The following is a 22427-nucleotide window of genomic DNA, read 5'->3' on the forward strand; positions in this document are numbered from 1 at the left end:
CCTTGACCGACCACAACCGCCCCTTTGCACCGGGTGTCGGTTGTGGTCGGGAAAGGTTTTTCGGCAACGAAGGCGTATTAGATAAGGATAGGGGCGCGACGTTTACGGGTGCATGCCACGGCGGCACCCGCGCGCACCGACAGAAGCAGAAGGACGGGAGACGAGGGAGAAGCATGAACGCGTTCCGGCTGTTTGAGACGCTGTACGTGGACGTGCGGGAGGAAGAGCCTACCGATGCCGACCATGACCAACAGGAAATCATGCTCTACAAAACGCGCATTGTCGATGTGACCGATGCCAGTTTGGTGGTGGAGATCCCGATCAACCGCAAAACGGGACAGTTTCGCTTCTTTTCTGTCGGCACGGCGCTGTACGGCTGGGTGCTAGACGAGACGGGGACGCCCTGTCGCTTTCCCACGCGCGTGCAGGCCCACAAGCAGGACAACATCCCCCTGCTTGTCTTGGAGCGCCCGGATCCGCAGAGCATCCTTCGCGTCCAACGCCGAGAGTACGTTCGCGTGCAGGCCGTGCTCGACGTCTCCCTGCGGTGTGGCACGACCGTCCAAACGGTACGAACGCTGGACATCAGTGGCGGCGGCCTGAAATGCGCGGTGCACGACCTCAGCCCGTATCCCGTGGGCGCGGTGGTGGAGGGCGTGATCACCCTGCCGCGCCCGCAGCGCACGACGGTGACCTTTACCGGAACGGTGGTGCGGGTGCAACCCCCGACAGAGAAAGGCAAGCCGGCGACGATATCCATTCGTTTCGATCGCATTTCGGAGAAGGAGCGGCAGGCGATTGTGCAATTTTGCTTCCGGACACAGCTAAAATCCCGGCGACAGTAGGGCGGTTGTGAATGCGGCCAGGCGAAACGGGAAAGACTGGGAGTGGAGGGACTCCCATGCGACGCCACCGACGACGCGACGCCCGTTTCGCGCAAAGAGCCGTCTGGATCGACCGTGGGCTGGTTACGGCCGTTCTAACCCTCCTGTTGCTGACGGTTGCCGCGCAACTGCTGCTGACGGTGGATTCCCTGCGCGCGTGGCTCAGCCCGGTGGATCGGCGGGAAGGGTTGAGCACGGGGGGGCTGCTCCCGCCTCCGGCGCCGGTGCATGGAAAAGAAAGGTCGTTGCGCACCCCGGAATAATGTGGTATGATCGGAAGCAGACAATTGAAATATCGGGAGTCGGGTTCGTCTGGATCGGCGTGTCGGAGGTCCATGGCGCGGAATCGAATAGTTCGTGACTGAAAAAGCAGGCACGACCTGCTTTTTCGTTTTCCTTCCGCATCTCCTTTCCAGGCGGATTCGCTCCGGCGTTCGTGGCGGTTGAGGTGAAGGCATGGAACGGCTAACCATTGCCATCGACGGCCCCGCGGGAGCGGGCAAGAGCACCGTTGCCCGCCGCGTGGCGCAACGCTTGGGGTATCTGTACATCGACACCGGGGCCATGTATCGCGCCCTAACCCTGGCTGCACAGCGCCGCGGTGTCAGCCCGCACGATGAAGACGCGCTGGCCAAACTGGCCCGCGTGCTTACCATCGCGTTTGCGGCCGACGGCAACGGACAACGCGTTTTGCTTGACGGAGAAGACGTCACCGACGCCATCCGTGCCCCCGATGTCACGGCGGAGGTATCCCACGTTGCCCGCCACCCGTTGGTGCGCGAGGTCATGGTGGAAAAACAGCGCGAACTGGCAAGGGACGGCGGGATCGTGATGGATGGTCGTGACATTGGTACCCATGTGCTGCCGAACGCCGACATTAAGATCTATCTTACCGCGTCGATCGATGAACGGGCGCGCCGTCGGCAGCGGGAAATGGAAGCGCGAGGCTACCATGTGGCCCTGGAGACGGTGAAGGAGGAGATTGCGAGACGCGACCGGCTCGACTCGGAACGGGCGGTGGCCCCTCTCCAAAAGGCGGCGGATGCGCGGCTTCTCGACACCACGGGGCTGAGCGTTGACGATGTCGTGGAGGAAATTTTGGCCATGTGCCGCACTCGGGGGCGGGAGGGCGAGTAACATGTGGTATCGGCTGGCGCGCGTGGTGGTCCGCCTGTTTTTCCGGATCGTGTATCGTTGGCGCGTTTACGGGGTGGAGCACGTGCCGGCCACCGGCCCCGTTCTCCTCTGCTCCAACCACATCTCCCTGCTCGACCCGCCTCTGGTAGCCGCCCCGCTCAATCGGCGGGTTTCGTTTATGGCCAAGGAGCAGCTGTTCCGCATCCCCGTGCTAAACCGCCTGTTCCGCCTCTTCGGTGCGTTCCCGGTGCGGCGGGGGGCCGTTGATCGCCGGTCGCTTCGCATGGCGCTGGACGTCCTCAAGCGGGGGGGCTTGCTCGTGATCTTTCCGGAGGGGACGCGCAGCCGTACGGGCGAACTCTTGCCGGGAAAACCCGGCGCCGGCCTCCTGGCGCTCCAGGCGCGCGCCACGGTCATTCCCGTGTACATCCACGGCCCGTTTCGCCTGTTCCGACCTGTGTACGTGTACTACGGGCCGCCCGTCGATCTGCAGCCGTTTTGGCGCGCAGAACCAACGGTTGCCGAGGCGCGGAAGGCCACGGAAGCGATCATGGCCGCGATCCGCCGGCTCGCGGAAGCCCATGGGCAGGATGCCGGGCGGGGAAGCGGCGTTCCGCAGGCCCCGGCCGAAGGGACGGCAAACGACGTGCGGCCGTCCGCATGGGACATGCGGAAATGAAAAATACTACCGGGAGAGCGGGGGGTTGCGTTCCAACGGGGAACAGGTTTTGTCCATTGGGTTCGAAAAGTTTGCGAAGGCCTGCGGTGACGCCGCACCTTCCGAACTTTTCCGAATACATTCTGGTGAACTTTCGCCGAAAGGTCCTCGTCTGAGGAAGGGGTAAGGAGGGTACTGGCATGGTCGACGGCATGGAACATCTCACGGAGGTCAAGACCCTGGCGCCGGGGGACATCGTTCGTGGCAGGGTGACGAAGGTGGAAGACAAGCAGGTGCTTGTTGACGTGGGGTACAAGGTGGACGGCATCCTGCCTATCCGCGAGCTGTCCAATGTCCACGTGGAGAAGCCATCCGACGTGGTGCAGGTGGGCGAGGAAGTGGAGGTTAAGGTGCTGAAGGTGAACGACGAAGCGGACGAACTGATCGTGTCCAAGCGCGCCGTAGATGCGGAACGGTCGTGGGAACGCCTGGCCCGTGCCCTGGAGACGGGCGGGATTCTGGAGGCGCGCGTCGCCGACGTGGTGAAAGGCGGCCTGGTGGTGGACGTGGGCGTGCGCGGGTTTGTCCCGGCGTCGCACGTCGAGCGCCACTTCGTAAAAGATTTCTCGGACTATAAGGGCCGGACGTTGCGCCTGAAGGTGATCGAGCTGGACCGCGAGAAAAACAAGGCCGTGTTGTCCCACAAGGCGGTGCTGGAAGAGGAGGATGAGCGCCGCAAGCAAGAGGTGTTTAGCCGCCTGAAGCCGGGCGATGTCGTCGAGGGCACCGTGCAGCGGCTTACCGATTTCGGCGCCTTTGTCGACGTGGGCGGTGTGGACGGCCTGGTGCACGTGTCGGAGATCGCCTGGCATCACGTGGACAAACCGGCCGACGTGCTCCAGGAGGGCCAGCGCGTCACCGTCAAGGTGTTGAAACTGGACCCGGCGGCGGGCCGGATTAGCCTGTCCATCAAGGCGACGCAACCCAGCCCGTGGGACCAGGCCGGGGAGATGATCCACCCCGGTGACGTACGGGAAGGCGTGGTGAAGCGGCTGGTCAGCTTTGGGGCCTTTGTGGAGCTCATGCCGGGAGTGGAAGGGCTGGTGCACATCTCGCAAATTGCCAACCGGCACATTGCCACGCCCCACGAGGTGCTCAAGGAAGGGGAAACGGTCAAGGTCAAAGTGCTCGACGTCAACATCCCGGAAAAGCGGATCAGCCTCAGCATTCGCGCGCTGCAGGAGGAAGACCGGCCTCTGGATCGGCGCGAGCGCCAAGACTTTATGGGCGGCGGGTTCAACCTGACGCTGGGCGACGTGATCGGTGACCAGCTGCGCAAGTTGAAATAATCACGACGACATCCGGTTTGTGCATTGCGCGCTACCGGCGTTATCGTCCTTCGTGCTGTTCCTCTACACCGCGATCGGCGAACTCGCAATGAGTTCGCCGATTTTTCTCTATGTCATGACCGGTGTGGTTGCTGGTGGTGGCGGACCCAACCTATCATGGTGCGTCATGCGCGGCATCGACGTGACGCCGTATGCCCTGCGTTCGTGACTATTTTCGCACCGGCATCGCCATACTAGTGACGAGGCTGAGCGAGAGCGTGATGGCGGTGACGGTTGCGTTTTTCTATTATGTGTTTCTCTGGGTCGTGCTTGTGGGAACCTGGAGCGGGTGGCTCGACGGCTTTCTCCGTGAGTCCGGACTCGCGCGCGGCCACGTCTACCTGTGGGCCGTAGGGAGCGCCCTCACTGCACCGTGGCATCTGCCGGTCGACGGGTGGCGCATCGGTGTCGGGCTCTATGCGGCGCCTTTGCTGGCCGCCTGGGTCCTGTGGGCGCGCCTGCGCAATACCGACCCGCTGTACATGCTGGCCGCTGCGCTCCTGGTCGGGATGATGCGGACCCTCTTGTTGATCCTTCTGGCGCGCGACCCGGTCCTGGCTGTGTTGCCGCCGGAATGGCTGGTTCCGCTCGCCGCTGGCACCCTGGCGGCGTTTGTGGCCCCCTCCGCGTGGCAATGGGTCCCTGTGATGCTGCTTGCGTACGGGGTGTCGGAACCCCTCTGGCAATGGTGGGCGGCGGCCCAGGGGGACGTCCGCGTCATCGGGAATCAAGCCTACGCCGATGGCCTGGCCGTGGCCGTGGCAACGGCCACGATGGCCGCCGGGGTGGTGCGCGCCGTTCGGCAGGGCATAAGCGGGAGGTTGCGATGGAAGCAGCGTATCTCGTAGCCATCTTCATGGGCACGCTGGTTGGCTTTGTGGCGCGCCTGCACATGCTGCGCACCGATTATCGCCAGTATCCCACGTATCCCCACGGCCGGGTGATCCACCTGTCCCTGGGGTTGGTGGCGGCCGGCATGGGTGCCGTTGCGGTGCCGGCGCTTTTGCAGCGGGAGTACACGGCGATCACCTTCCTGGCCCTGGCTGCCCAGCAGTTCCGCGACGTGCGCAACATGGAGCGGAATACACTGTCGCAACTGGACGCGATGGAGCTCGTTCCGCGGGGACCGGCGTACATCGAGGGCATCGCCATGGTGTTCGAGGGGCGCAACTACCTGGTGATTCTCACCGCCTTCCTCACCTCCCTGGCCACGGTCTACGGCGGCTGGACGGCGGGGCTGATCGTCGCCGCCGTCATGCTCGTCCTCGACCACAAGCTGATGGCCGGGAAACTGGTCGGCCACATCGCCGAGGTGTCTGCGGCGCCGCTGCGCTTTGCGGGGCCCATTCTCTATGTCGGAGAGACCCCGATCATGAACGTGGGCCTGACGAAAAACCGGGAGCTGATCCTCCGCCAGGGACTGGGCTTTGTGCTGACACCGCGCAACGACGCCGCGGCGGTGACGCTTGCCAACCCCGGCCAGCGGCAGGCCATCCTCCACGACGTCTCGGTGATTCTGGGGGTGCACCGCGACGACGGTACGCCGGGGCTCATTCCCCTGGCACGGCGCAATCTCGACACCGGGCAGGTGGCCGTCTTTCTCCTGCCGCAGAACCGCGACCCCGAGCTGGCCCGGCGCGTCATCGAACGGGTTCCCGTCCTTGAAGGAGCGGTGCGCCTGCCACGAGAGTCTTCGGCCCGCCGCCGGGGGCCGCAACCCTAGCCGGCGGCAGAAGGAGGACAGGAGCGTGAACATCCAGGTCACCAAATCCATCGTGGCGGTGATCACGACGCAGCCGGAGCGGGCGACGGGCGGCGCTCCGGTATTCGTGGCCAAAAGTCGCGACGAGATGGCGCACATGGCCAGCCTCCTGGAAAACGTGCTGGACGCCATGGCGCATGAGCTGGCCGACGATGTGCTGGTGCTGGTGAAGCACCGCTGAGGTCCTTGCACCGCCTGTGCCGGGTTGCCTCGTGGGAGGCGTGCACTACCGGCTTTTCCGCATGGTTTCGGTTGTGCAGGAAAGCGATAGCAACCTTGTGCCAGCTTCCGGTGGAAAGCCGGGAGCTTTTCCTTTCCCTTGATGCGCCCAATCGCCCTCCAGTATGATGAGGAAAGAGATGTCGTGCAAAGGTGAAGGAGAGGAACGCTCATGGCTCTACCGGTCGTGGCCATTGTCGGACGACCCAATGTGGGCAAATCGACGCTGTTCAACCGCATTGTCGGCGAGCGCATCGCCATCGTGGAAGATCGTCCCGGCGTGACCCGGGACCGGATTTACAGCAGGGCAGAATGGCGGGGGCGCACCTTTTCGATTATCGACACCGGCGGCCTGGACATCGACGCCGAGGATGAAATCCTGCAGCGGGTGCGCCATCAGGCCGAGCTCGCCATTGAAGAGGCCGACGTTATCGTCCTGGTGGTCGACGCCCGGGATGGGGTGACGGCGGCCGATGAAGCGGTGGCCGAACTCCTGTACCGCTCCGGCAAGCCGGTCGTGGTTGCCGTCAACAAGGTGGACAACCGCGAGCTGGCCGACGCCATGTACGATTTCTACCGCCTGGGGTTTGGCGAGGTGCAGGCCATCTCCAGCCTCCACGGCACAGGCGTTGGTGATTTGCTCGACGCCGTCTTGGCCCACTTTCCGGAAGAGGACGCCGAACCCTACGACGACGACGTCATCCGCATCGCGGTGATCGGCCGGCCCAACGTGGGCAAGTCGTCGCTGGTCAATGCCATCCTGGGAGAGGAGCGGGTCATTGTCAGCCCCGTGGCGGGCACGACGCGTGACGCCGTCGACACGCCCTTCGAACGGGACGGACAAGCCTTTGTGCTCATCGACACGGCGGGGCTGCGCAAGCGGGGGCGGGTGTACGAGACGACGGAGAAATACAGCGTGCTGCGCGCCCTCAAGGCCATTGAGCGGTGTGACGTCGCGCTGATCGTGCTCGACGGGCAACAAGGGGTCGTCGAGCAGGATAAGCGCATTGCCGGCTACGCTCACGAGGCGGGGCGGGCGGCCATCTTTGTCGTCAACAAGTGGGACATCGTTGAGAAGGACGACAAGACGGCGGATCGCTTTGTGGAGAAAATCCGCGACGCGTTCACGTTCATGCCCTATGCGCCGGTGCTGTTTGTGTCGGCCAAAACGAAACAGCGGGTGCACAAGATCCTGCCCAAGGTGGTGGATGTGGCCGAAAACCACGCCATGCGCGTGCCGACGCACCTTGTCAACGATATCCTGGCCGAAGCGATGGTGCTCAATCCCCCGCCGACCCACAAGGGGAAACGGCTGCGCATCACCTATGCCACCCAGGTGGCCGTCAAGCCGCCCACCTTTGCCCTGTTCGTTAACGATCCGGAGCTGATGCATTTCTCCTACGAGCGGTACCTGGAGAACAAAATCCGCGAGGCCTTCCCCTTCGAAGGGACACCAATCCGGATCGTCCTCAAGAAAAAATCGTAGGATGTGACGGACCTTGAAAACGGTGTGGTTGGCCTTTGTCATCAGCTACCTGCTCGGGTCGCTCAGCTTCAGCACGATCATCGGCAAGTACGTCTACGGGATCGATATTCGTCGCTACGGGAGCGGCAATGCCGGGGCGACCAACACGCTGCGCGTGCTGGGAAAGAAGCCGGCGGCAGCCGTCTTCCTTTTGGATATGCTCAAGGGCATGCTCGCCGTCGGCGTCGGGTGGTCGCTTTCCGGGGGCGACGAGGCGGTGGCCGTTTTCTCCGGGGTCTTTGCCGTGATCGGGCACAACTGGCCGCTCTTCTTCCGGTTCCGCGGCGGAAAAGGGATCGCCACCACCATTGGCGTGGTGGCGGTGGTGGCCTTTCCACCGGCGGCGCTGGCCGGGGTCGTCGCCCTCTCGGCCATCGCGGTGACGCGGTACGTCTCCCTGGGCTCGCTGTTGTTTACTGGACTATTGCCCTTATTCGTTTTCCTGTGGTACGACTCTCCGAGCCTTTTTGCCGGTACCGTCGTCATCGCCCTGCTGGCCTTCTGGCGGCATCGCCAGAACATCGCGAATCTCCTGCACGGTCGGGAGCGCAAGCTGGGGGAACGGGTGAAGGTTGGATAAGGGAGGAGTGGCGGTGAAACGCTCAGTTGCCGTTTTGGGAGCGGGAAGCTGGGGAACGGCACTGGCCATGGTCCTGGCCGACAACGGGCACCACGTCACGCTGTGGGGGCGGAACGCCGAAACCGTAGACGAAATCAATGCGCGGCGCACCAATCGCCGCTACCTGCCGGGCGCCGTCCTGCCCGCGGGCGTGATGGCAACGACCGACCTGGCTTCCGCCGTCTCCGCCGCCGACGCTGTGGTGGTGGTGACGCCGTCCCATGCCGTGCGCGAGGTGGTCCGGCGGGCCGCACCGCACCTTCCCGACGGGTCCCTGGTGGTTCACGCGGCGAAGGGGCTGGAGACGGATACCCTCAAGCGGATGTCGGAGGTGATCGGCGAAGAGCTTCCCGCTTCACTCGGGCGGCGCGTGGCCGTGCTGTCGGGGCCCAGCCACGCCGAGGAAGTGTGTCGCAAGTCGCCGACGACGGTGGTGGTGGCCGCGGAGGACCCTGCTGTGGCCCAGGAAGCACAGGATCTGTTCATCAACACCTATTTCCGCGTCTACACCAATCCCGACGTCACCGGCGTCGAGCTGGGCGGAGCGCTGAAAAACATCATTGCCCTCGGGGCGGGGCTGTCGGACGGCCTCGGCTACGGGGACAACGCCAGGGCGGCCCTCATTACCCGCGGTCTTGCGGAGATCGGCCGGCTCGGTTACCGCATGGGCGCCAACCCGCTCACCTTTGCCGGTCTGGCCGGCGTTGGCGATCTGGTTGTGACGTGCACATCGCGGCACAGCCGCAACTGGCGTGCCGGCTACCAGCTGGGGCAGGGCGCGTCGCTGGAGGACGTGCTGGCCCGGATGGGCATGGTGGTTGAAGGTGTGCGGACGACGAAGGCGGCCTATCGGCTGGCCGCGCGCTACGGCGTGGAGATGCCCATCACCCAGCAACTGTACGCCGTGTTGTTTGAGGGCAAACCGCCCAAGCAGGCTGTGGAAGAACTGATGGGGCGGGACCGCACACGCGAATGGGAATGGATCGTCCAGGTGCGGGACACCGAGCGGTGACGCACGTCGCCATCCTCCCCGGCATAGGATAGACTGATCGATTTTCCCGAGGGGGAGGATGCCGTGAAGCACAACCCGCGTTTGCCCAAGAACCTGTTGGACAAAATCAAGGCAACGACGAAGGGGAAAGTGGACGAATCGCTCATTCGCAGCCTGGCCAGTGGCATGAGCCAGGACGACCTGCGTGACGAAAAGAAGCTGCGCGAACTGGTCCGCCAGGTGGCCAAAATGGTGAACAAGCCGCTCTCGAAAGAGAAAGAGGACCGCATCGTCCGGTATGTCAAAACCCATTCCCTCAGCGTGAACGACCTGCTGGCCATTGCCAAACGCTTGAGCGAGTGAGATTCCACGCTTGACAATGGAACCTGTCTGCCTCGCCGGCCATAACGTACTAACAGGAAAAATGATCAGTTCACACGTCTGGCGAACGGGATACGGGTCATCATCGGAGTACAGATGCAGCGGCAAGGTCAGAGGGAAACGGGAGGGGTAAGCCTACCCCTCCTGTTTCCTTTGGTTGTCTTCCAGCAAGGTCTGCACGAGCGGTGACTGCAGGAAGGCGAGCACTTCCGCCAAATTGATCCGGGTCATCAGGTCCAAGAGGGATCCTTTCCCCAATGTTCGCCCCACTTGCCGGCCGATGACCTCCACCGCGTCGAGCAGGTTGTACGCGGTGTCGATCAACTGCTCCACCTGGTGAAGGGTGGCGCTCATCTCCTTGATGCTTGTGCGCATGTGGGCAAGGGTGGCTTTCAGCTGTCCCGGATTGGCAAGCGCACTCAGCAGGGAGGGGGACGGCGCCGGCTTGCGCGGGGAAGGCCGCCGTGGGGGCGTTTTCAGCGTCCGCTTGATCGCTTGCGGGTTTTTCCACACGACGCTCGGTCGTTGCAAGGGGGGTACCTCCCGTTGGGCAAGAGTTCGGAACGCTATATCCTATGCCCAGAGCCTCGGGGCGGTTCGTGGGTGTGGTATAATGGAAGAAACGGAGGGATCCAAGCGTGCTGGACGCCGTTATCGCCATTGCCCTCATGCTGGTTGCCAACCTGACGATTACCAAGGCGCGCCAGCTGCCGAAGGGGCCGGTTCGCGTCCTCCTTTCGACGCTGGCCTTCGCCCTTTTGCCGGTCACGTTCCTCTTTGTCGTGCGTGCCCTGGCATGACGAAACCGGAAGGAGAACGCCACATGGTCACCGTCACCTTTTTCCCCGGCCGCAAACAGGTGAAGGTACGGCCGGGGACCACGCTGTTGGAAGCCGCGCGCCGGGCGCGGATGGTTTTGCCGTCACGGTGCAACGGGAACGCTTCCTGCACTCGGTGCCGCGTCATCGTTCCGCCTGCGGCGGAGGTGTCACCCCTTCGGGAGGTGGAGCGCCGCCGCTTGCCGGAAGGGGCCATTGCCGCAGGCGTGCGCCTGGGCTGTCAGACACGCGTGTACAAGGCGGTGACCGTCACGGTACCCGCGCAATCTGCCGGCGAACGGCCCCAGAGAACATCGGATCCGTCGTAAGGGGAGGGGCGCCATGATCCGGTTGCGGATCGGGGAGCTGGCCACGCCGCACCGCAAGCGATCCCTTCGCGCCAAGCGGCCTTGGTTGCGGCGCGTGGCCGCCGTCTTGCTGTTGCAGGCCGTGCTGCTGTTGCAGGCCGGCTGTCTGTACCCGGAGGAACGGCGCGTCGGTCAGGAACCCTCGACTGCATTCCTGCAGGAGGTGCAAGGCGCGGTCGACCGCTTTCGACAGGCCGAAGGCGTTCTGCCCATTCAGACCCGCCCGGCAGACACGCCGCGCTATGAGAAGTACCCCATCGACTTCCGGCAGCTTGTGCCGCGCTTTTTGGCCGAGGTCCCGCCAAACGCCTTCGAGCAGGGCGGGCGCTACCAGTATGTGTTGATCGACGTGGAGACGGCCCCCCAGGTGCGGCTTCTGGACCTCACCGTGGCCGCAGCGGTGAACGAGGTGCAGGTCGCCGTCACTCGCTATTGGAAGGAACGCGGGGTGCTGCCCATTCGTGATGTGAAGCCCACCGGATTCTACGGGATCGACTATGCGGCCCTCCACCTTCAACCGGTTCAAGTGAAAAGCCCCTACACCGGGCAGTACCTCCCCCTCCTGATGGATCCCTGGGGCCGTGTGGGCGTGGACTACGCCCTCGACCTGGTCCGGCTTCTGCCCAAGGATGCCGATGCGGCCCGCCTCCCGCAGGACCTGCGCGACTTCCTCGCCCGGAACCATCCCTTCGTCCCCGTGCGCGCCTTTCCGTATCGCCTCGTCCGCGGCGAACCCGTTCCCCTCCCGCAGGGGTTTGCGTTTTCTCCCGTCATAAACCCCACGGTCCCCCATATATTTGTACTGTCCAACTGAGCCCTGGTGCGTTTGGAACCAACTCCGGGAGGGATTCGGATGGAACGGGTGGACATCTTTAAAGACATTGCCGAGCGGACAGGAGGAGACATCTACATCGGCGTCGTCGGCCCGGTGCGGACGGGGAAATCCACGTTCATCAAACGGTTTATGGAACAAATGGTGATTCCCAACATTTCGAACGAGTATGATCGCGCCCGGACGATCGACGAAATGCCCCAGAGTGCGGCGGGGCGCACGATCATGACCACGGAACCGAAATTCGTCCCCAACCAGGCGGTGACGGTTCACGTGGCCGAGGGGCTCGACATCAACGTGCGCCTGGTGGACTGCGTCGGGTATACCGTGGAAGGGGCGAAGGGATACGAAGACGAGCACGGTCCGCGGATGATCCACACGCCGTGGTTTGACGAGCCCATCCCCTTCCACGAGGCGGCGGAGATCGGCACACGCAAGGTGATTCAGGAACACTCCACCCTTGGCGTGGTCATCACCACCGATGGGTCGATCACCGAGATCCCCCGCGAGGCCTACGTGGAAGCGGAAGAGCGCGTGGTGGCCGAACTGAAGGAGGTGGGCAAGCCCTTTATCCTCATCGTTAACTCCATCCATCCGCGTAGCGAGGAGACCCAGGTGCTGCGGGATGAATTGGCCGAAAAGTATGACATTCCTGTGCTGGCCTTGAGCGTCGATGCGATGGACGAGGAGGACATCCTCCACGTTCTGAAAGAGGTGCTGTTCGAGTTTCCCGTCCACGAGGTCAACGTCAACTTGCCTAGCTGGGTGATGGTGCTCGACGAGGACCACTGGTTGCGCAAGAGCTACGAGGAAGCGGTGCGGGAAACGGTGAAGGATATCCGCCGCCTGCGTGACGTGGATCGCGTGGTCGGGCTGTTCCACAATTACGAGTTTGTGGAGCGGGCCGCACTGGCCGACATGAACATGGGACAGGGCATTGCCGAGATTGACCTGCACGCCCCCGACGAGCTGTATGACAAGATTTTGATGGAGGTTGTCGGGGTGGAAATCAAGGGCAAGGACCACCTCCTCAAGCTGATGAAGGAGTTTGCCCACGCCAAGCGGGAGTACGACCAGATCGCCGAGGCGCTGCACATGGTGCGGACCACCGGGTACGGCATCGCCCCTCCGTCCCTGGAGGAGATGCGCCTCGACGAGCCGGAGATCATTCGTCACGGTTCCCGGTTTGGTGTGCGGCTGAAGGCGACAGCGCCGTCGATCCACATGATCAAGGTGGAAGTGGAGTCGGAGTTTGCCCCGATCATCGGCACCGAGAAACAGAGCGAGGAACTCGTCCATTACCTGATGCGCGATTTCGAAGATGATCGGCAGTCGATTTGGAATTCCGAGATCTTCGGCCGCTCTCTCCATTCCATCGTCCGCGAAGGCATCCAGGCCAAGCTGACGATGATGCCCGAGAACGCCCGGTACAAACTGAAGGAAACCCTCGAACGCATCATCAACGAAGGTTCGGGTGGACTCATCGCCATTCTTCTCTGACCCCGGGAAGGCTTCCTCCGTAGGGAAGCCTTTTTCTCTTGGGGTGATGGGTGATGGGGAGATCGACCAAAAAAGGTATAAAATCGAAAGGACACGAGGAAAACTGTAGGTGTCGGCTTTACCCGTAGAAGGGAGGAGAAGCGGTGAACAAAACCGAACTAGTGGCCCAAGTGGCCGAACGGGCCAACCTGACCAAAAAAGACGCGGCACGGGCAGTGGACGCCGTGTTTGACAGCATCGCAGACGCGCTGAAGGCGGGCGACAAGGTGCAGATTGTCGGTTTTGGCAACTTCGAGGTCCGCAACCGCAAGCCGCGCAAAGGGCGCAACCCGCAGACCGGCGCGGAAATCGACATTCCCGGCGGCAAGGTTCCCGCCTTCAAACCGGGCAAAGGCTTGAAAGAAGCGCTTCAGTAACGTGACGAGAGCCGTGAACGCGGCTCTTTGCTTTTTTGTGGCTGCTGTGGTAAACTGGCGATGACTTTTGGTTGGGATACCGGTTTTTTGTTGCGGGGGGAGAGGAGGTACGTGCCATGGCCATCGGTCAACAACATGTTGGCCCAACCCGGATCGATCACCAAAAGATCGAGCAAGCCGTGCGCATGATTCTGGAGGCAATCGGGGAAGACCCCGATCGGGAAGGGTTGCGTGAGACGCCCAAACGCGTCGCCCGCATGTACGAAGAGGTGTTCCAGGGGCTGTTCCAGGACCCCGAGGCCTATTTCTCCACCGTTTTCAGTGAAGATCACGAGGAACTGGTCCTGGTCAAGGACATTCCCTTCTACTCGATGTGCGAACACCACTTGGTGCCCTTTTACGGCAAGGCCCATGTGGCCTACATCCCGCGCGGCGGGCGCGTGGTGGGCCTCAGCAAGCTGGCCCGCGCGGTGGAAACGGTGGCCCGCCGTCCGCAGCTTCAGGAACGGATCACGGCCACCGTGGCCGACACGATCATGAAAAAACTCGACCCGCACGGCGTGGTTGTGGTCATCGAAGCGGAGCACATGTGCATGACGATGCGCGGGGTGAAGAAACCGGGAGCGGTGACGGTCACCTCGGCCGTGCGTGGCGTCTTCGAAACGGACCCCGCCGCCCGCGCCGAGGTGTTTGCCCTCATTCGGAAATGACGCGTTTCCCGAGAAATAAGAAAAATCGCGGGAAGCGACAGATTGAGCGCGGCTACGGCATGGCTCGACAACCGTGGCGCAAATTTCTTCGGCTCTAAGTCAATAACTGTGGATGGGAGGTCAACCAAGCCAAGGGTATAAAAGCGAGGAGCATCTTTCGCACATAGATCTCACGGTTACGGAAGCCGTAGCTGATTCGTTTGAGCAGCTTGATCTTGGTGTGCACGCCCTCCGTGTAGCCGTTTGAAACACGCCAGGTGTGGTAGGCCAGAATCGCCTCGCGCCAGCGGCGGAGCGTGCGTCCCCACTGCAGGAGCGCGGCATCGCTTGCCGACTGGGTCTCAAAGATCACGCGGTCCAGGATGGCTGCGGCTTCGTCTCGATTGGAAGCACGGTAAACGTCTCGCAGCTGCTCCTTGACCCAGTGAAAGTGGGCCACGTTCTTGTGATGCTTCCGAATGGCGGCAAGCTGGGCAGCTTGGCGTTCGGTGAGGTCGTCCTCGTTCTTCAAAAGCGGCCAGCGCCTCAGGCGTACCCCGGTCACCTGCTGTTCCACAAGCCGTGCTTCGTCAACCCGCCGATTCGCGTCCTGGATGACGTGGAACGGATCCGCCACGATGACAGCGCCGGGCAAAGCGCGCTTCACGGCATGGCGCCAAGCATCCTTCAGGTCGATGCACACGGCCCGAATCCGCCGACGAACCGTCTCCGGCAGCTGGCGCAAAAAGCGCTCCAGTGTTTTCATGCGGTCATCCGGCAAGATGGCCAAAAGGCACCGTTTTGGCCACACGCATGTGACCGTAACCATCATGTCACGGCCACGATAGCTGTGTTCATCAATGCTAAGCACGAAGGCATCGACATCCCGGAGGGCTTCCTCGAGATTTACCTGCTGACCTACGTACCGAAGGAGCAGACGGCGCAAGGTGCTGGCACTTGTCCCGCTTTCCTGGGCGGCACGACGGAAACTGCCCGCTTTCAGGCGCTGGAGCAAAAGGGCTTCGGCCCGTTCGGTCCTGCGTGCCCAGGGGCGAATACCAGGAAAGCGTTCGGTGAACACTTTTCGACAGGCCGTGCACTGGAAGCGCCGGGGACGTACCCAGAGGTAAACCGGTTTCTCGTTGCACCAGGTGTGCAGCTTCCGTTTCCATTCACGTGCACGATCGTAGACGCGGCGTGTCAGCTGTCCACAATCCGGACACCGCGCTTCCTTACGCGGCCGACCTGCGTAGACGTGGATGCTGTCGGATTGATGGACGGTACGGTAAACAATCCACGATTGTAAGCCGAACATTTCTGCGGTAAGCTTGTTCATAGGCGGTCGCGAGCCTCCTTCGGGATGTGGTGTGCTTAACTATCCCTTGGCTTGTCGACCGCCTTTTCCTCTTAGAACCCACACTTTTTAGCGTAGAGCCAATTTCTTCTTGACACACGATCAACCCTGTGATAAAGTACAAGACGTGAGCGTCAATGATGCAGTCGGGCTATGGCGCAGTCTGGTAGCGCGCACCCTTGGGGTGGGTGAGGTCGTCGGTTCGAATCCGGCTAGCCCGACCATCTTCGTACATACCGCCACCTCGGTTCGAGGTGGCGTTTTTGCATGGCAGGAGGAATCCGTGGGAACCCTGTTAACAGGGGTGAACCGGTGAACCGGACGAAGGGACTGTTCTGGTTGTTCCGGTTTCCCATGGTCTTGTTGTTGCTGATCCTGCTATGTGGGCTATCTCTACTTTTCGACGTGACCTTCGCGAGCGTTGACAGATCGCGCGAAATGGCCGATAGTTGAAGAGTGAACGGAGTCATGGAGTACGGGGAACGGAGGAGACGGTATGCTCGAGCCGCAAGGGGAGTACGTGGTGATCAAGGCGAAGGAGAACGGCGTGAACGTGATCGGGCTCACGCGGGGGAAGGACACGCGCTTTCACCATGCGGAAAAACTGGACAAAGGCGAAGTGATGATCGCCCAGTTCACGGAACACACCTCGGCGATCAAGGTGCGCGGGAAAGCGGTCATTCTCACGAAACACGGGCTTATCATGTCCGGGGAGGACGACGGGGAGCAGGGATAACCTGCTCTTTTTTCATGACAAGGCATGGTGGAGCCCCGTCCCCTGTACAGTGATAAGAGAACGGTACTTGCGCAGCCGGGGGGAACACCATGCGGGCATTGAGGGGATGGTTGACAGCCGTGGTGCTTTCGGGGGCCTTTGCCCTCGCGGTAACCCTGGTGCTTCGGCCGGGGATGCACGCGGGGGGAGATCGGCCGGTTTGGAGTGCGACCGCGTACCCCGTGATGCTGACGCCAGAACGCCTTCCCGACCTGCTGGCCGGTCTCTCGCTTTCCAGCCGGCTGCAGTCGGTGAAATGGGAAAGCGGCAGTCTTTTCGTGGATTTGGCCGTGTCCGAGCCGTGGACTCCGGATGAGGTGTACGCCGACTGGGTGGCACTCATGCGGCGGGCCTTTTTGCAGACGACCAACGTGCAGCATGTGTACGTGCGCGTCACCTATGCGCCGGGCAATACGCGTCCGGCCCTCGTGGCGGCCCTGGACGCCGAGCGTGGGGAATCGGGACGCTTGGCACGCCTGCGCGAGGCGTCACCGGAGAACTATGGGGTGCTGGTTCATGAACTGGCCCATGTGCAGCCCGGACCGTTGTGGTGGGGGCGGTGAGCGTCGTGTCGATTTATGGTATACTGAGGGGGCATGTGACCCAATTGGAGGCCCAGCAAATGGACAAGATGCAAAATCGACGGATTGCGGCGGCGTTTCAAGCCCTTCTGGAACAGGTTTCTAAACGATGGAATCACCCGTTATTTGCCGATGCGGTGGACAAGCCGTCCTTTCCCGTTCCCCTGGCGTACGCCTATTTCTTGTTTCTCCATGCCACGGCCCGATCGGACGAAGCCATCGCCTGCCGCGTCATTCCTCTTTGCCTTGTGCAGCTTGGCTTGGCCGTTCACGACACCGTGGACCGGGCTCCTCTCCCTCGTGTGCGCCAACTGAGCGTTCTGGCCGGCGACTATGCGAGCGGTCAGTATTACGCTTTTCTGGCCCAGACGGGCGACATCATGCTCATCCGCACGCTGGCCCGCGCGATCGAGCAGGTGAACGCGTGGAAGGTGGAGCTGGCCAATGCCCTGGCCGCCCAAACCCTCACGGCGGAGCGGTATCGCGCGCTGCGCGCCAACGTCGACGCCCATCTGTACAGCGAGGCCATCGCAGCCGATTGCGGGGCCGAACGCCGCACCGATGGGCAAAAGTGGATCGCCTTTGTTCACGCCCTGGCCGATCTCGTCAACCTGGAGCGGGAATGGCGACTCGCCGCCCAGCCCCAGGCGGAACCGGGCTGGTATGTGCGATTGCGCCTTCGGGAGGCGGCAGGCACCGAGGCAGAGGAAACCGCGGCACGGGGGTCCTTGCTGTTGAAGCTCGGACTTGACCGGGACATCGCAGCGGCCCTGCGGCGTGTGCGTGCGCTGGCCGAGCCGCTCTTGGCCGCGGGACTTCCGGGAACGGTGCGCGCCGAGCTGACCGCCCTGCTCACGTCCCTCAAGGAACGGGTGGAGGCGGTCGCGCCGGTGGCCTAGTGCGGCGCACATGCGGGCAGACGGGGAGGAGAAACGATGAACGAGGTGACGAAAGAAGCGCGCGTGCACGCGGTATTTGAATCCATTGCCCGGGATTATGACCGCATGAACACCGTCATCAGCCTGGGGCGCCACCGCGCGTGGCGCCGGTATGCGATGCGCCGCATGAACGTGCAGCCGGGCTGGCAGGCCCTCGATGTCTGTTGCGGAACATGCGACTGGGCGATCAGCCTGGCCGAGGCGGTCGGCCCCCATGGCCGCGTCGTTGGCCTCGACTTCAGCGCGAACATGCTCGCCGTCGGCGAGAAAAAGGTCCGCGCGCGGGGACTCGACGACCGTACCGAGCTGGTGCTGGGCAACGCGATGGACCTGCCCTTTGCCGACAACACCTTCGACTGCGCCACGATCGGGTTTGCGCTGCGCAACGTACCCGACATCCGTCGGGTACTGTCCGAGATGCGGCGGGTGGTCAAACCCGGAGGCATGGTCGTGTCCATCGACGTGTCCAAGCCGCTGTGGAAGCCCTACCGCGCCCTGTTTTACCTGTACGTCTTCTACATTCTGCCCCTTTTGGGGAAGGTGTTTGCCGGAAAGTACGACGAATACCGCTGGCTGCCGGAATCGCTGATCGATTTCCCCGACAGCGTGGCGCTGGCACGCGTGTTTGAGGAAGTCGGCCTGACGGACGTGTTCGTCAAGCGGTTCTGCGGCGGCGCGGCGGCGTTGCACATCGGGTACAAACCCAGGCCGGAGCCCAAGCGGGAAACGGCCCGTTGAGGGATAGCCGAACCAATCGCAGGGGAGAAGGAGAAACCATGGCGTTTCGCGACTTGCGGGAGTACATTGCCGCTCTGGAGGAACGGGGCTGGCTCAAGCGCATCCGTGAAGAGGTGGACCCCGAACTGGAGATCAGCGAGATCACCGACCGGGTGTCGAAGTCGAAAACCCATAACTACGCCCTTTTGTTTGAAAACGTGAAAGGATATGACATTCCGGTGCTGACCAACGCCATGGGCAGTTTCGAGCGGATGTGCCTCGCGCTGGGGGTGGACTCCCTTGACGACATTGCCAAGGAAATCGAGGGCCTGCTCGCGCTGCCCCAACCGGGCGGGGGGCTTTTGGACAAGCTGAAAGCCTTGCCCAAGCTGGCCGAGCTGGCCTCGTACCTGCCCAAAACGGTCAAGAACGCACCGTGCCAGGAAGTGGTGATCACCGACAACCCCGACTTAAACCGCTTCCCCATCCTGAAGTGCTGGCCCAAAGACGGTGGGCGGTTCATCACCATGCCCCTTGTCTTTTCCAAAGACCCCGTCACGGGCAAGCGCAACTGCGGTATGTACCGCATGCAGGTGTACGACGGGCGGACAACGGGCATGCACTGGCACAAACATAAGGGTGGGGCCGAGCACTGGCGGAAAGGGCGAGAGGCCGGCTCCCGTCGCCTCGAGGTGGCGGTGGCCATCGGGTGCGACCCTGCCGTGGTGTACGCGGCGACGGCACCCCTGCCGCCGGACATCGACGAGATGGTCTTTGCCGGCTTCTTGCGCAAGGCGCCGGTGGAGATGGTGAAGTGCAAAACGGTCGACCTGGAGGTCCCGGCCCACGCCGAGATCGTCCTCGAAGGGTACGTTGATTTGGACGAACTGCGCGTGGAAGGGCCCTTTGGCGACCATACCGGGTACTACTCCTTGCCCGACAAGTACCCGGTGTTCCACCTGCAGGCGATCACCCACCGCAGGAACCCGATTTACATGGCCACCCTGGTTGGCAAGCCGCCGATGGAGGACGCCTACCTGGGCAAGGCGACGGAGCGCATCTTTCTGCCTCTGCTTCGCCTGATGCTGCCGGAGATCGTCGACATCAACATGCCGATCGAGGGCGGCTTCCACAACTGTGTCATCGTGTCGATCAAAAAACGCTACCCATACCATGCCCGCAAGGTGATGGCCGGCCTATGGGGCTTGGGGCTGATGATGCTGGCCAAGATGATCATCGTCGTGGACGAGGACGTGAATGTCCACGACTACCGCGAAGTGGCGTGGCGGGTGTTTCACAACATCGACGCCCGCCGGGACATGATGTTCGTCGACGGCCCGACGGATGACCTCGACCACGCGTCGCAGCTGCCGTTCATCACGTCGAAGGTGGGCATTGACGCGACGCGCAAATGGCCGGAGGAGGGATTTGTCCGTCCGTGGCCCGACGACATCGAGATGTGCGAGGAGATCAAGCAACTTGTGGATCGGAAGTGGTCGCGTTATGGCATTGAGTAGGCTGTGGCGGAAAATCCGCATCCTCCTGGAAATGATCAAGTTTGAGCACACGATTTTCGCCTTGCCCTTCGCCTACCTTGGCGCGGTACTGGGCAATATGGTGGTAGAGGGCGACTGGCCAACATGGCGGGAGATCGGCTGGGTGACGGCGGCCATGATCGGGGCGCGCAGCGCGGCGATGGCCTTGAACCGTCTTATTGACCGCCACATCGACGCAGCGAACCCGCGCACGGCACAGCGCGCGCTGCCAGCGGGACTGGTAAGCGTTCCGGAAGTGATCGCGTTCATCGTTGTCTCCTTTGCGCTTCTGTTTTACGCTGCGGTTCAGCTCAACCCGCTAGCGGTCAAGCTGTTGCCCATTGCCGTGGCCGTTCTCGTGCTCTACTCGTACACGAAACGCTTCACCTGGCTATGCCACCTGGTTCTCGGCATAGCCCTCGGCCTGGCGCCCATGGGCGGGTGGGTGGCCACTACCGGACGGCTCGACGGACCGGCCCTTTTGCTCGGCGCCACCGTCGCCTTCTGGACCGCGGGGTTCGACATCATCTACGCCTGCCAGGATGCCGACTTTGACCGAAAGGCGGGCCTGTATTCGATTCCCAGCCGGTTCGGCATCGCGCGGGGGTTGGCCATCTCGCGCGTCTTCCACGTGTTGACGATGCTCGGGCTGATCCTGCTGTTTTTCTGGCTTCACCTCAACACCTGGTTCTTCGTCGGCATCGTCGCCGCGGGGCTGATTCTCGTCTACGAGCACTGGCTGGTCTCGCCCCATGACCTGTCGAGACTGAACACGGCCTTTTTCACCATGAACGGTGTGCTCAGCGTCGTCGTCTTCCTATTTACGTTGCTTGATCTGGTGATGGTGCAATGAACCGGGAGCGCATGGTGGTCGGCATCACGGGGGCCAGCGGTGCGGTGTACGGCGTGACGTTGGTGCAAGCCCTCTTGGAGCGCGATTTCGACGTCCACCTGGTGGTTACCGAAGCTGGCTGGCAGGTGCTTGGCGAAGAGCTGGGCTGGGACACCTCTGACCGGGCGGCGACCCTTGAACGCCACCTCGCTGCGGGACGGCCGGGCCGCCTGCAGTGGCACGGGCTGCGCGATTACGGGGCGCCGATCGCCAGCGGTTCCTTCCGCGCGCGGGGCATGATCGTCATCCCATGCTCAATGGGCACGCTGTCGGGTATCGCCACCGGCGCGTCGGGGAACCTGCTGGAACGGGCCGCCGACGTGATGCTGAAGGAGGGGCGGCCACTGATCCTTGTGCCGCGCGAAACGCCGCTAAATGCCATTCACCTCGAGAACATGCTGCGCCTTGCACGGATGGGGGCGCACATCGTGCCGGCCATGCCGGCCTTCTATCATCGTCCGGAAACGGTGGACGACATGGTGCGCTTCGTGGTGGGGAAAGTGCTCGACGTCTGCGGCGTCGACCATACCCTGTTCCGGCGCTGGGGGGAGAATACGCCATGACCCGTTCCTTGCGCGTTGGTGACATCGCCTACACCAACGTGCTGCCGGTCACCCATTTCCTCCCTGACCTCATTCGCCATCTGCCGGGCGTGGAGCTGGTGCCGCAGGTTCCCGCGAAGCTCAATGCAGCCATGCGGCGGGGGTGGATCCACGTCGGGGCGATGTCCTCCTTCGCCTATGCGGAACATGCGCACCTGTACGTGCTCTTGCCCGGCCTGTCGGTGAGCGCGCGGGGGCCGGTCGGGTCCATTTTCCTCTTTCACAAGCGCCCCCTCCGGGAGGTGAAGCGCGGCACGGTGGCGCTGACGAATACGTCGGCCACGTCGGTGGCGCTGCTGAAGATCCTGCTCGAGGGATACGGCGGCGGCACACCGACGTACCTCACGATGGCCCCGTCGCTGGAGGATATGCTCCAACGGGCCGACGCTGCGCTGCTCATCGGCGACGACGCCATCCGGGCACGGCGGCGGTACGGCCACGAGGTGGCGCACATCGACCTCGGAGAATGGTGGTACCGCGAGACGGGGCTGGCGATGACCTTCGCCGTCTGGGCGGTGCGCCGCGACATCCTGGATGCCGAAGCCGACCGCCTGGGGCGCTTGTACCGCGCGCTTCTGGTGAGCAAGCGGTTTGGTGCATTGCGGCGTGACGAGGTGATTCGCGCCGCACAGGCCCGGTGCGGCGGGTCGCCGGAGTTTTGGCGAGCCTACTTTGCCGGTCTCCGCCATGACCTAGGGGAAACCGAACTGCGCGGGCTCAAGCAGTATGTCGCGGATGCGCGTCGCCTGGGCCTGTTGAACGGACCGGTCTCCTTCACCCTGTGGGATCCCCACGGCGCGCGCCCAGTCGAATGGGCACGCGGGAGCTGACCCTACACGACGATGA

At 62.9% G+C, this 22427-nt stretch carries 28 protein-coding genes and 1 tRNA gene; 27 read left to right on the plus strand and 2 right to left on the minus strand.

Annotated features, from left to right (window positions below; translation table 11 throughout):
* Positions 1-173 precede the first annotated feature (173 nt).
* The 12 genes from ACYQ0Z_RS07540 (at position 174) to ACYQ0Z_RS07595 (ending at position 9546) form a co-directional block, all read left to right on the plus strand.
* Positions 174-845 (plus strand): flagellar brake protein, encoded by a 672-nt coding sequence (locus ACYQ0Z_RS07540; protein ID WP_459866187.1) that lies wholly within the window; start codon positions 174-176, stop codon positions 843-845.
* A 56-nt stretch (positions 846-901) separates the two neighbouring features.
* The gene (locus ACYQ0Z_RS07545) at positions 902-1147 is read left to right on the plus strand and encodes a hypothetical protein (protein ID WP_459866190.1); all 246 of its coding nucleotides are present in this window, start codon (positions 902-904) and stop codon (positions 1145-1147) included.
* A 193-nt stretch (positions 1148-1340) separates the two neighbouring features.
* Entirely contained in the window at positions 1341-2021 is a 681-nt protein-coding gene (cmk, locus tag ACYQ0Z_RS07550; RefSeq protein WP_459866193.1) for a (d)CMP kinase, read from the plus strand.
* 1 nt (position 2022) lies between these two features.
* On the plus strand, positions 2023-2700 hold the full coding sequence (locus ACYQ0Z_RS07555; RefSeq protein WP_459866196.1) for a lysophospholipid acyltransferase family protein: 678 nt from the start codon (positions 2023-2025) through the stop codon (positions 2698-2700).
* Positions 2701-2879: 179 nt separating this feature from the next.
* A complete protein-coding gene (rpsA, locus tag ACYQ0Z_RS07560) occupies positions 2880-4028 on the plus strand; it encodes a 30S ribosomal protein S1 (protein WP_459866200.1) in 1149 nt (382 codons plus the stop codon).
* Positions 4029-4288: 260 nt separating this feature from the next.
* Positions 4289-4915 (plus strand): YphA family membrane protein, encoded by a 627-nt coding sequence (locus ACYQ0Z_RS07565; RefSeq protein WP_459868796.1) that lies wholly within the window; start codon positions 4289-4291, stop codon positions 4913-4915.
* Positions 4894-5790 (plus strand): YIEGIA family protein, encoded by an 897-nt coding sequence (locus tag ACYQ0Z_RS07570; RefSeq protein ID WP_459866203.1) that lies wholly within the window; start codon positions 4894-4896, stop codon positions 5788-5790. The genes ACYQ0Z_RS07565 and ACYQ0Z_RS07570 overlap by 22 nt, the downstream gene beginning before the upstream one ends.
* Positions 5791-5815: 25 nt before the next feature.
* Complete coding sequence (locus ACYQ0Z_RS07575) at positions 5816-6010, plus strand: capping complex subunit for YIEGIA (RefSeq protein ID WP_459866206.1); 195 nt, start codon at positions 5816-5818, stop codon at positions 6008-6010.
* 210 nt (positions 6011-6220) lie between these two features.
* Positions 6221-7534, plus strand: coding sequence for a ribosome biogenesis GTPase Der (gene der, locus ACYQ0Z_RS07580; RefSeq protein WP_459866209.1), 1314 nt, complete (start codon positions 6221-6223; stop codon positions 7532-7534).
* Positions 7535-7556: 22 nt separating this feature from the next.
* A complete protein-coding gene (plsY, locus tag ACYQ0Z_RS07585) occupies positions 7557-8153 on the plus strand; it encodes a glycerol-3-phosphate 1-O-acyltransferase PlsY (protein WP_459868799.1) in 597 nt (198 codons plus the stop codon).
* Between the two features lie 13 nt (positions 8154-8166).
* A complete protein-coding gene (locus tag ACYQ0Z_RS07590; protein ID WP_459866211.1) occupies positions 8167-9204 on the plus strand; it encodes an NAD(P)H-dependent glycerol-3-phosphate dehydrogenase in 1038 nt (345 codons plus the stop codon).
* Between the two features lie 63 nt (positions 9205-9267).
* A complete protein-coding gene (locus ACYQ0Z_RS07595; RefSeq protein ID WP_459866215.1) occupies positions 9268-9546 on the plus strand; it encodes a stage VI sporulation protein F in 279 nt (92 codons plus the stop codon).
* Positions 9547-9699: 153 nt separating this feature from the next.
* Here the strand turns inward: ACYQ0Z_RS07595 and ACYQ0Z_RS07600 are convergent, their stop codons facing one another.
* Entirely contained in the window at positions 9700-10095 is a 396-nt protein-coding gene (locus ACYQ0Z_RS07600; protein WP_459866218.1) for a hypothetical protein, read from the minus strand.
* Between the two features lie 107 nt (positions 10096-10202).
* Here ACYQ0Z_RS07600 and ACYQ0Z_RS07605 point away from each other — a divergent pair, with 107 nt between their 5' ends.
* The 6 genes from ACYQ0Z_RS07605 to folE all read left to right on the plus strand — a co-directional run bounded on the left by ACYQ0Z_RS07605 (position 10203) and on the right by folE (position 14208).
* Entirely contained in the window at positions 10203-10364 is a 162-nt protein-coding gene (locus tag ACYQ0Z_RS07605) for a DUF2768 family protein (RefSeq protein ID WP_459866221.1), read from the plus strand.
* 23 nt (positions 10365-10387) lie between these two features.
* A complete protein-coding gene (locus ACYQ0Z_RS07610; RefSeq protein ID WP_459866225.1) occupies positions 10388-10711 on the plus strand; it encodes a 2Fe-2S iron-sulfur cluster-binding protein in 324 nt (107 codons plus the stop codon).
* 13 nt (positions 10712-10724) lie between these two features.
* On the plus strand, positions 10725-11564 hold the full coding sequence (locus ACYQ0Z_RS07615; RefSeq protein ID WP_459866228.1) for a hypothetical protein: 840 nt from the start codon (positions 10725-10727) through the stop codon (positions 11562-11564).
* Between the two features lie 39 nt (positions 11565-11603).
* Entirely contained in the window at positions 11604-13082 is a 1479-nt protein-coding gene (gene spoIVA, locus ACYQ0Z_RS07620) for a stage IV sporulation protein A (RefSeq protein WP_459866231.1), read from the plus strand.
* A 143-nt stretch (positions 13083-13225) separates the two neighbouring features.
* Positions 13226-13498 carry an HU family DNA-binding protein gene (locus ACYQ0Z_RS07625; protein ID WP_459866234.1) on the plus strand — a complete coding sequence of 91 codons (273 nt, stop codon included), beginning with the start codon at positions 13226-13228 and terminating at the stop codon, positions 13496-13498.
* 116 nt (positions 13499-13614) lie between these two features.
* The gene (gene folE, locus ACYQ0Z_RS07630; protein WP_459866237.1) at positions 13615-14208 is read left to right on the plus strand and encodes a GTP cyclohydrolase I FolE; all 594 of its coding nucleotides are present in this window, start codon (positions 13615-13617) and stop codon (positions 14206-14208) included.
* Between the two features lie 94 nt (positions 14209-14302).
* On the opposite strand, the gene ACYQ0Z_RS07635 is transcribed toward folE, so the two are convergent.
* The gene (locus ACYQ0Z_RS07635) at positions 14303-15523 is read right to left on the minus strand and encodes an ISL3 family transposase (protein ID WP_459864201.1); all 1221 of its coding nucleotides are present in this window, start codon (positions 15521-15523) and stop codon (positions 14303-14305) included.
* A 165-nt stretch (positions 15524-15688) separates the two neighbouring features.
* Between ACYQ0Z_RS07635 and ACYQ0Z_RS07640 the strand changes: the two genes are divergently transcribed.
* From ACYQ0Z_RS07640 to ACYQ0Z_RS07680, 9 genes are all read left to right on the plus strand, one after another.
* Positions 15689-15765: transfer RNA gene (locus tag ACYQ0Z_RS07640), tRNA-Pro, on the plus strand.
* Between the two features lie 272 nt (positions 15766-16037).
* Positions 16038-16277, plus strand: coding sequence for a trp RNA-binding attenuation protein MtrB (mtrB, locus tag ACYQ0Z_RS07645; RefSeq protein ID WP_459866240.1), 240 nt, complete (start codon positions 16038-16040; stop codon positions 16275-16277).
* A gap of 89 nt (positions 16278-16366) precedes the next feature.
* Positions 16367-16879 (plus strand): hypothetical protein, encoded by a 513-nt coding sequence (locus tag ACYQ0Z_RS07650; RefSeq protein ID WP_459866242.1) that lies wholly within the window; start codon positions 16367-16369, stop codon positions 16877-16879.
* A 59-nt stretch (positions 16880-16938) separates the two neighbouring features.
* Positions 16939-17796 (plus strand): heptaprenyl diphosphate synthase component 1, encoded by an 858-nt coding sequence (locus ACYQ0Z_RS07655; RefSeq protein ID WP_459866247.1) that lies wholly within the window; start codon positions 16939-16941, stop codon positions 17794-17796.
* 36 nt (positions 17797-17832) lie between these two features.
* Positions 17833-18573, plus strand: coding sequence for a demethylmenaquinone methyltransferase (locus ACYQ0Z_RS07660; RefSeq protein ID WP_459866251.1), 741 nt, complete (start codon positions 17833-17835; stop codon positions 18571-18573).
* 38 nt (positions 18574-18611) lie between these two features.
* On the plus strand, positions 18612-20069 hold the full coding sequence (locus ACYQ0Z_RS07665) for a menaquinone biosynthesis decarboxylase (RefSeq protein WP_459866254.1): 1458 nt from the start codon (positions 18612-18614) through the stop codon (positions 20067-20069).
* Positions 20056-20940: a UbiA-like polyprenyltransferase gene (locus ACYQ0Z_RS07670; RefSeq protein ID WP_459866257.1), complete on the plus strand. Its 885-nt coding sequence runs from the start codon at positions 20056-20058 to the stop codon at positions 20938-20940. Before ACYQ0Z_RS07665 ends, ACYQ0Z_RS07670 begins: the two co-directional genes overlap by 14 nt.
* Positions 20937-21542 carry a UbiX family flavin prenyltransferase gene (locus tag ACYQ0Z_RS07675; protein ID WP_459866260.1) on the plus strand — a complete coding sequence of 202 codons (606 nt, stop codon included), beginning with the start codon at positions 20937-20939 and terminating at the stop codon, positions 21540-21542. The genes ACYQ0Z_RS07670 and ACYQ0Z_RS07675 overlap by 4 nt, the downstream gene beginning before the upstream one ends.
* Complete coding sequence (locus ACYQ0Z_RS07680; RefSeq protein WP_459866263.1) at positions 21539-22411, plus strand: menaquinone biosynthesis protein; 873 nt, start codon at positions 21539-21541, stop codon at positions 22409-22411. The genes ACYQ0Z_RS07675 and ACYQ0Z_RS07680 overlap by 4 nt, the downstream gene beginning before the upstream one ends.
* Positions 22412-22427 lie beyond the last annotated feature (16 nt).

It is taken from the genome of Calditerricola yamamurae (genome assembly GCF_054654135.1).

What these genes read in the sequence shown, in the direction of transcription:
- ACYQ0Z_RS07540 (WP_459866187.1), top strand. Translation starts at nt 174, where the DNA reads ATGAACGCGTTCCGGCTGTTTGAGACGCTGTACGTGGACGTGCGGGAG.
- ACYQ0Z_RS07545 (WP_459866190.1), top strand. Translation starts at nt 902, where the DNA reads ATGCGACGCCACCGACGACGCGACGCCCGTTTCGCGCAAAGAGCCGTC.
- cmk (WP_459866193.1), top strand. Translation starts at nt 1,341, where the DNA reads ATGGAACGGCTAACCATTGCCATCGACGGCCCCGCGGGAGCGGGCAAG.
- ACYQ0Z_RS07555 (WP_459866196.1), top strand. Translation starts at nt 2,023, where the DNA reads ATGTGGTATCGGCTGGCGCGCGTGGTGGTCCGCCTGTTTTTCCGGATC.
- rpsA (WP_459866200.1), top strand. Translation starts at nt 2,880, where the DNA reads ATGGTCGACGGCATGGAACATCTCACGGAGGTCAAGACCCTGGCGCCG.
- ACYQ0Z_RS07565 (WP_459868796.1), top strand. Translation starts at nt 4,289, where the DNA reads ATGGCGGTGACGGTTGCGTTTTTCTATTATGTGTTTCTCTGGGTCGTG.
- ACYQ0Z_RS07570 (WP_459866203.1), top strand. Translation starts at nt 4,894, where the DNA reads ATGGAAGCAGCGTATCTCGTAGCCATCTTCATGGGCACGCTGGTTGGC.
- der (WP_459866209.1), top strand. Translation starts at nt 6,221, where the DNA reads ATGGCTCTACCGGTCGTGGCCATTGTCGGACGACCCAATGTGGGCAAA.
- ACYQ0Z_RS07610 (WP_459866225.1), top strand. Translation starts at nt 10,388, where the DNA reads ATGGTCACCGTCACCTTTTTCCCCGGCCGCAAACAGGTGAAGGTACGG.
- ACYQ0Z_RS07615 (WP_459866228.1), top strand. Translation starts at nt 10,725, where the DNA reads ATGATCCGGTTGCGGATCGGGGAGCTGGCCACGCCGCACCGCAAGCGA.
- spoIVA (WP_459866231.1), top strand. Translation starts at nt 11,604, where the DNA reads ATGGAACGGGTGGACATCTTTAAAGACATTGCCGAGCGGACAGGAGGA.
- folE (WP_459866237.1), top strand. Translation starts at nt 13,615, where the DNA reads ATGGCCATCGGTCAACAACATGTTGGCCCAACCCGGATCGATCACCAA.
- ACYQ0Z_RS07635 (WP_459864201.1), bottom strand. Translation starts at nt 15,523, where the DNA reads ATGAACAAGCTTACCGCAGAAATGTTCGGCTTACAATCGTGGATTGTT.
- mtrB (WP_459866240.1), top strand. Translation starts at nt 16,038, where the DNA reads ATGCTCGAGCCGCAAGGGGAGTACGTGGTGATCAAGGCGAAGGAGAAC.
- ACYQ0Z_RS07650 (WP_459866242.1), top strand. Translation starts at nt 16,367, where the DNA reads ATGCGGGCATTGAGGGGATGGTTGACAGCCGTGGTGCTTTCGGGGGCC.
- ACYQ0Z_RS07655 (WP_459866247.1), top strand. Translation starts at nt 16,939, where the DNA reads ATGGACAAGATGCAAAATCGACGGATTGCGGCGGCGTTTCAAGCCCTT.
- ACYQ0Z_RS07660 (WP_459866251.1), top strand. Translation starts at nt 17,833, where the DNA reads ATGAACGAGGTGACGAAAGAAGCGCGCGTGCACGCGGTATTTGAATCC.
- ACYQ0Z_RS07665 (WP_459866254.1), top strand. Translation starts at nt 18,612, where the DNA reads ATGGCGTTTCGCGACTTGCGGGAGTACATTGCCGCTCTGGAGGAACGG.
- ACYQ0Z_RS07670 (WP_459866257.1), top strand. Translation starts at nt 20,056, where the DNA reads ATGGCATTGAGTAGGCTGTGGCGGAAAATCCGCATCCTCCTGGAAATG.
- ACYQ0Z_RS07675 (WP_459866260.1), top strand. Translation starts at nt 20,937, where the DNA reads ATGAACCGGGAGCGCATGGTGGTCGGCATCACGGGGGCCAGCGGTGCG.
- ACYQ0Z_RS07680 (WP_459866263.1), top strand. Translation starts at nt 21,539, where the DNA reads ATGACCCGTTCCTTGCGCGTTGGTGACATCGCCTACACCAACGTGCTG.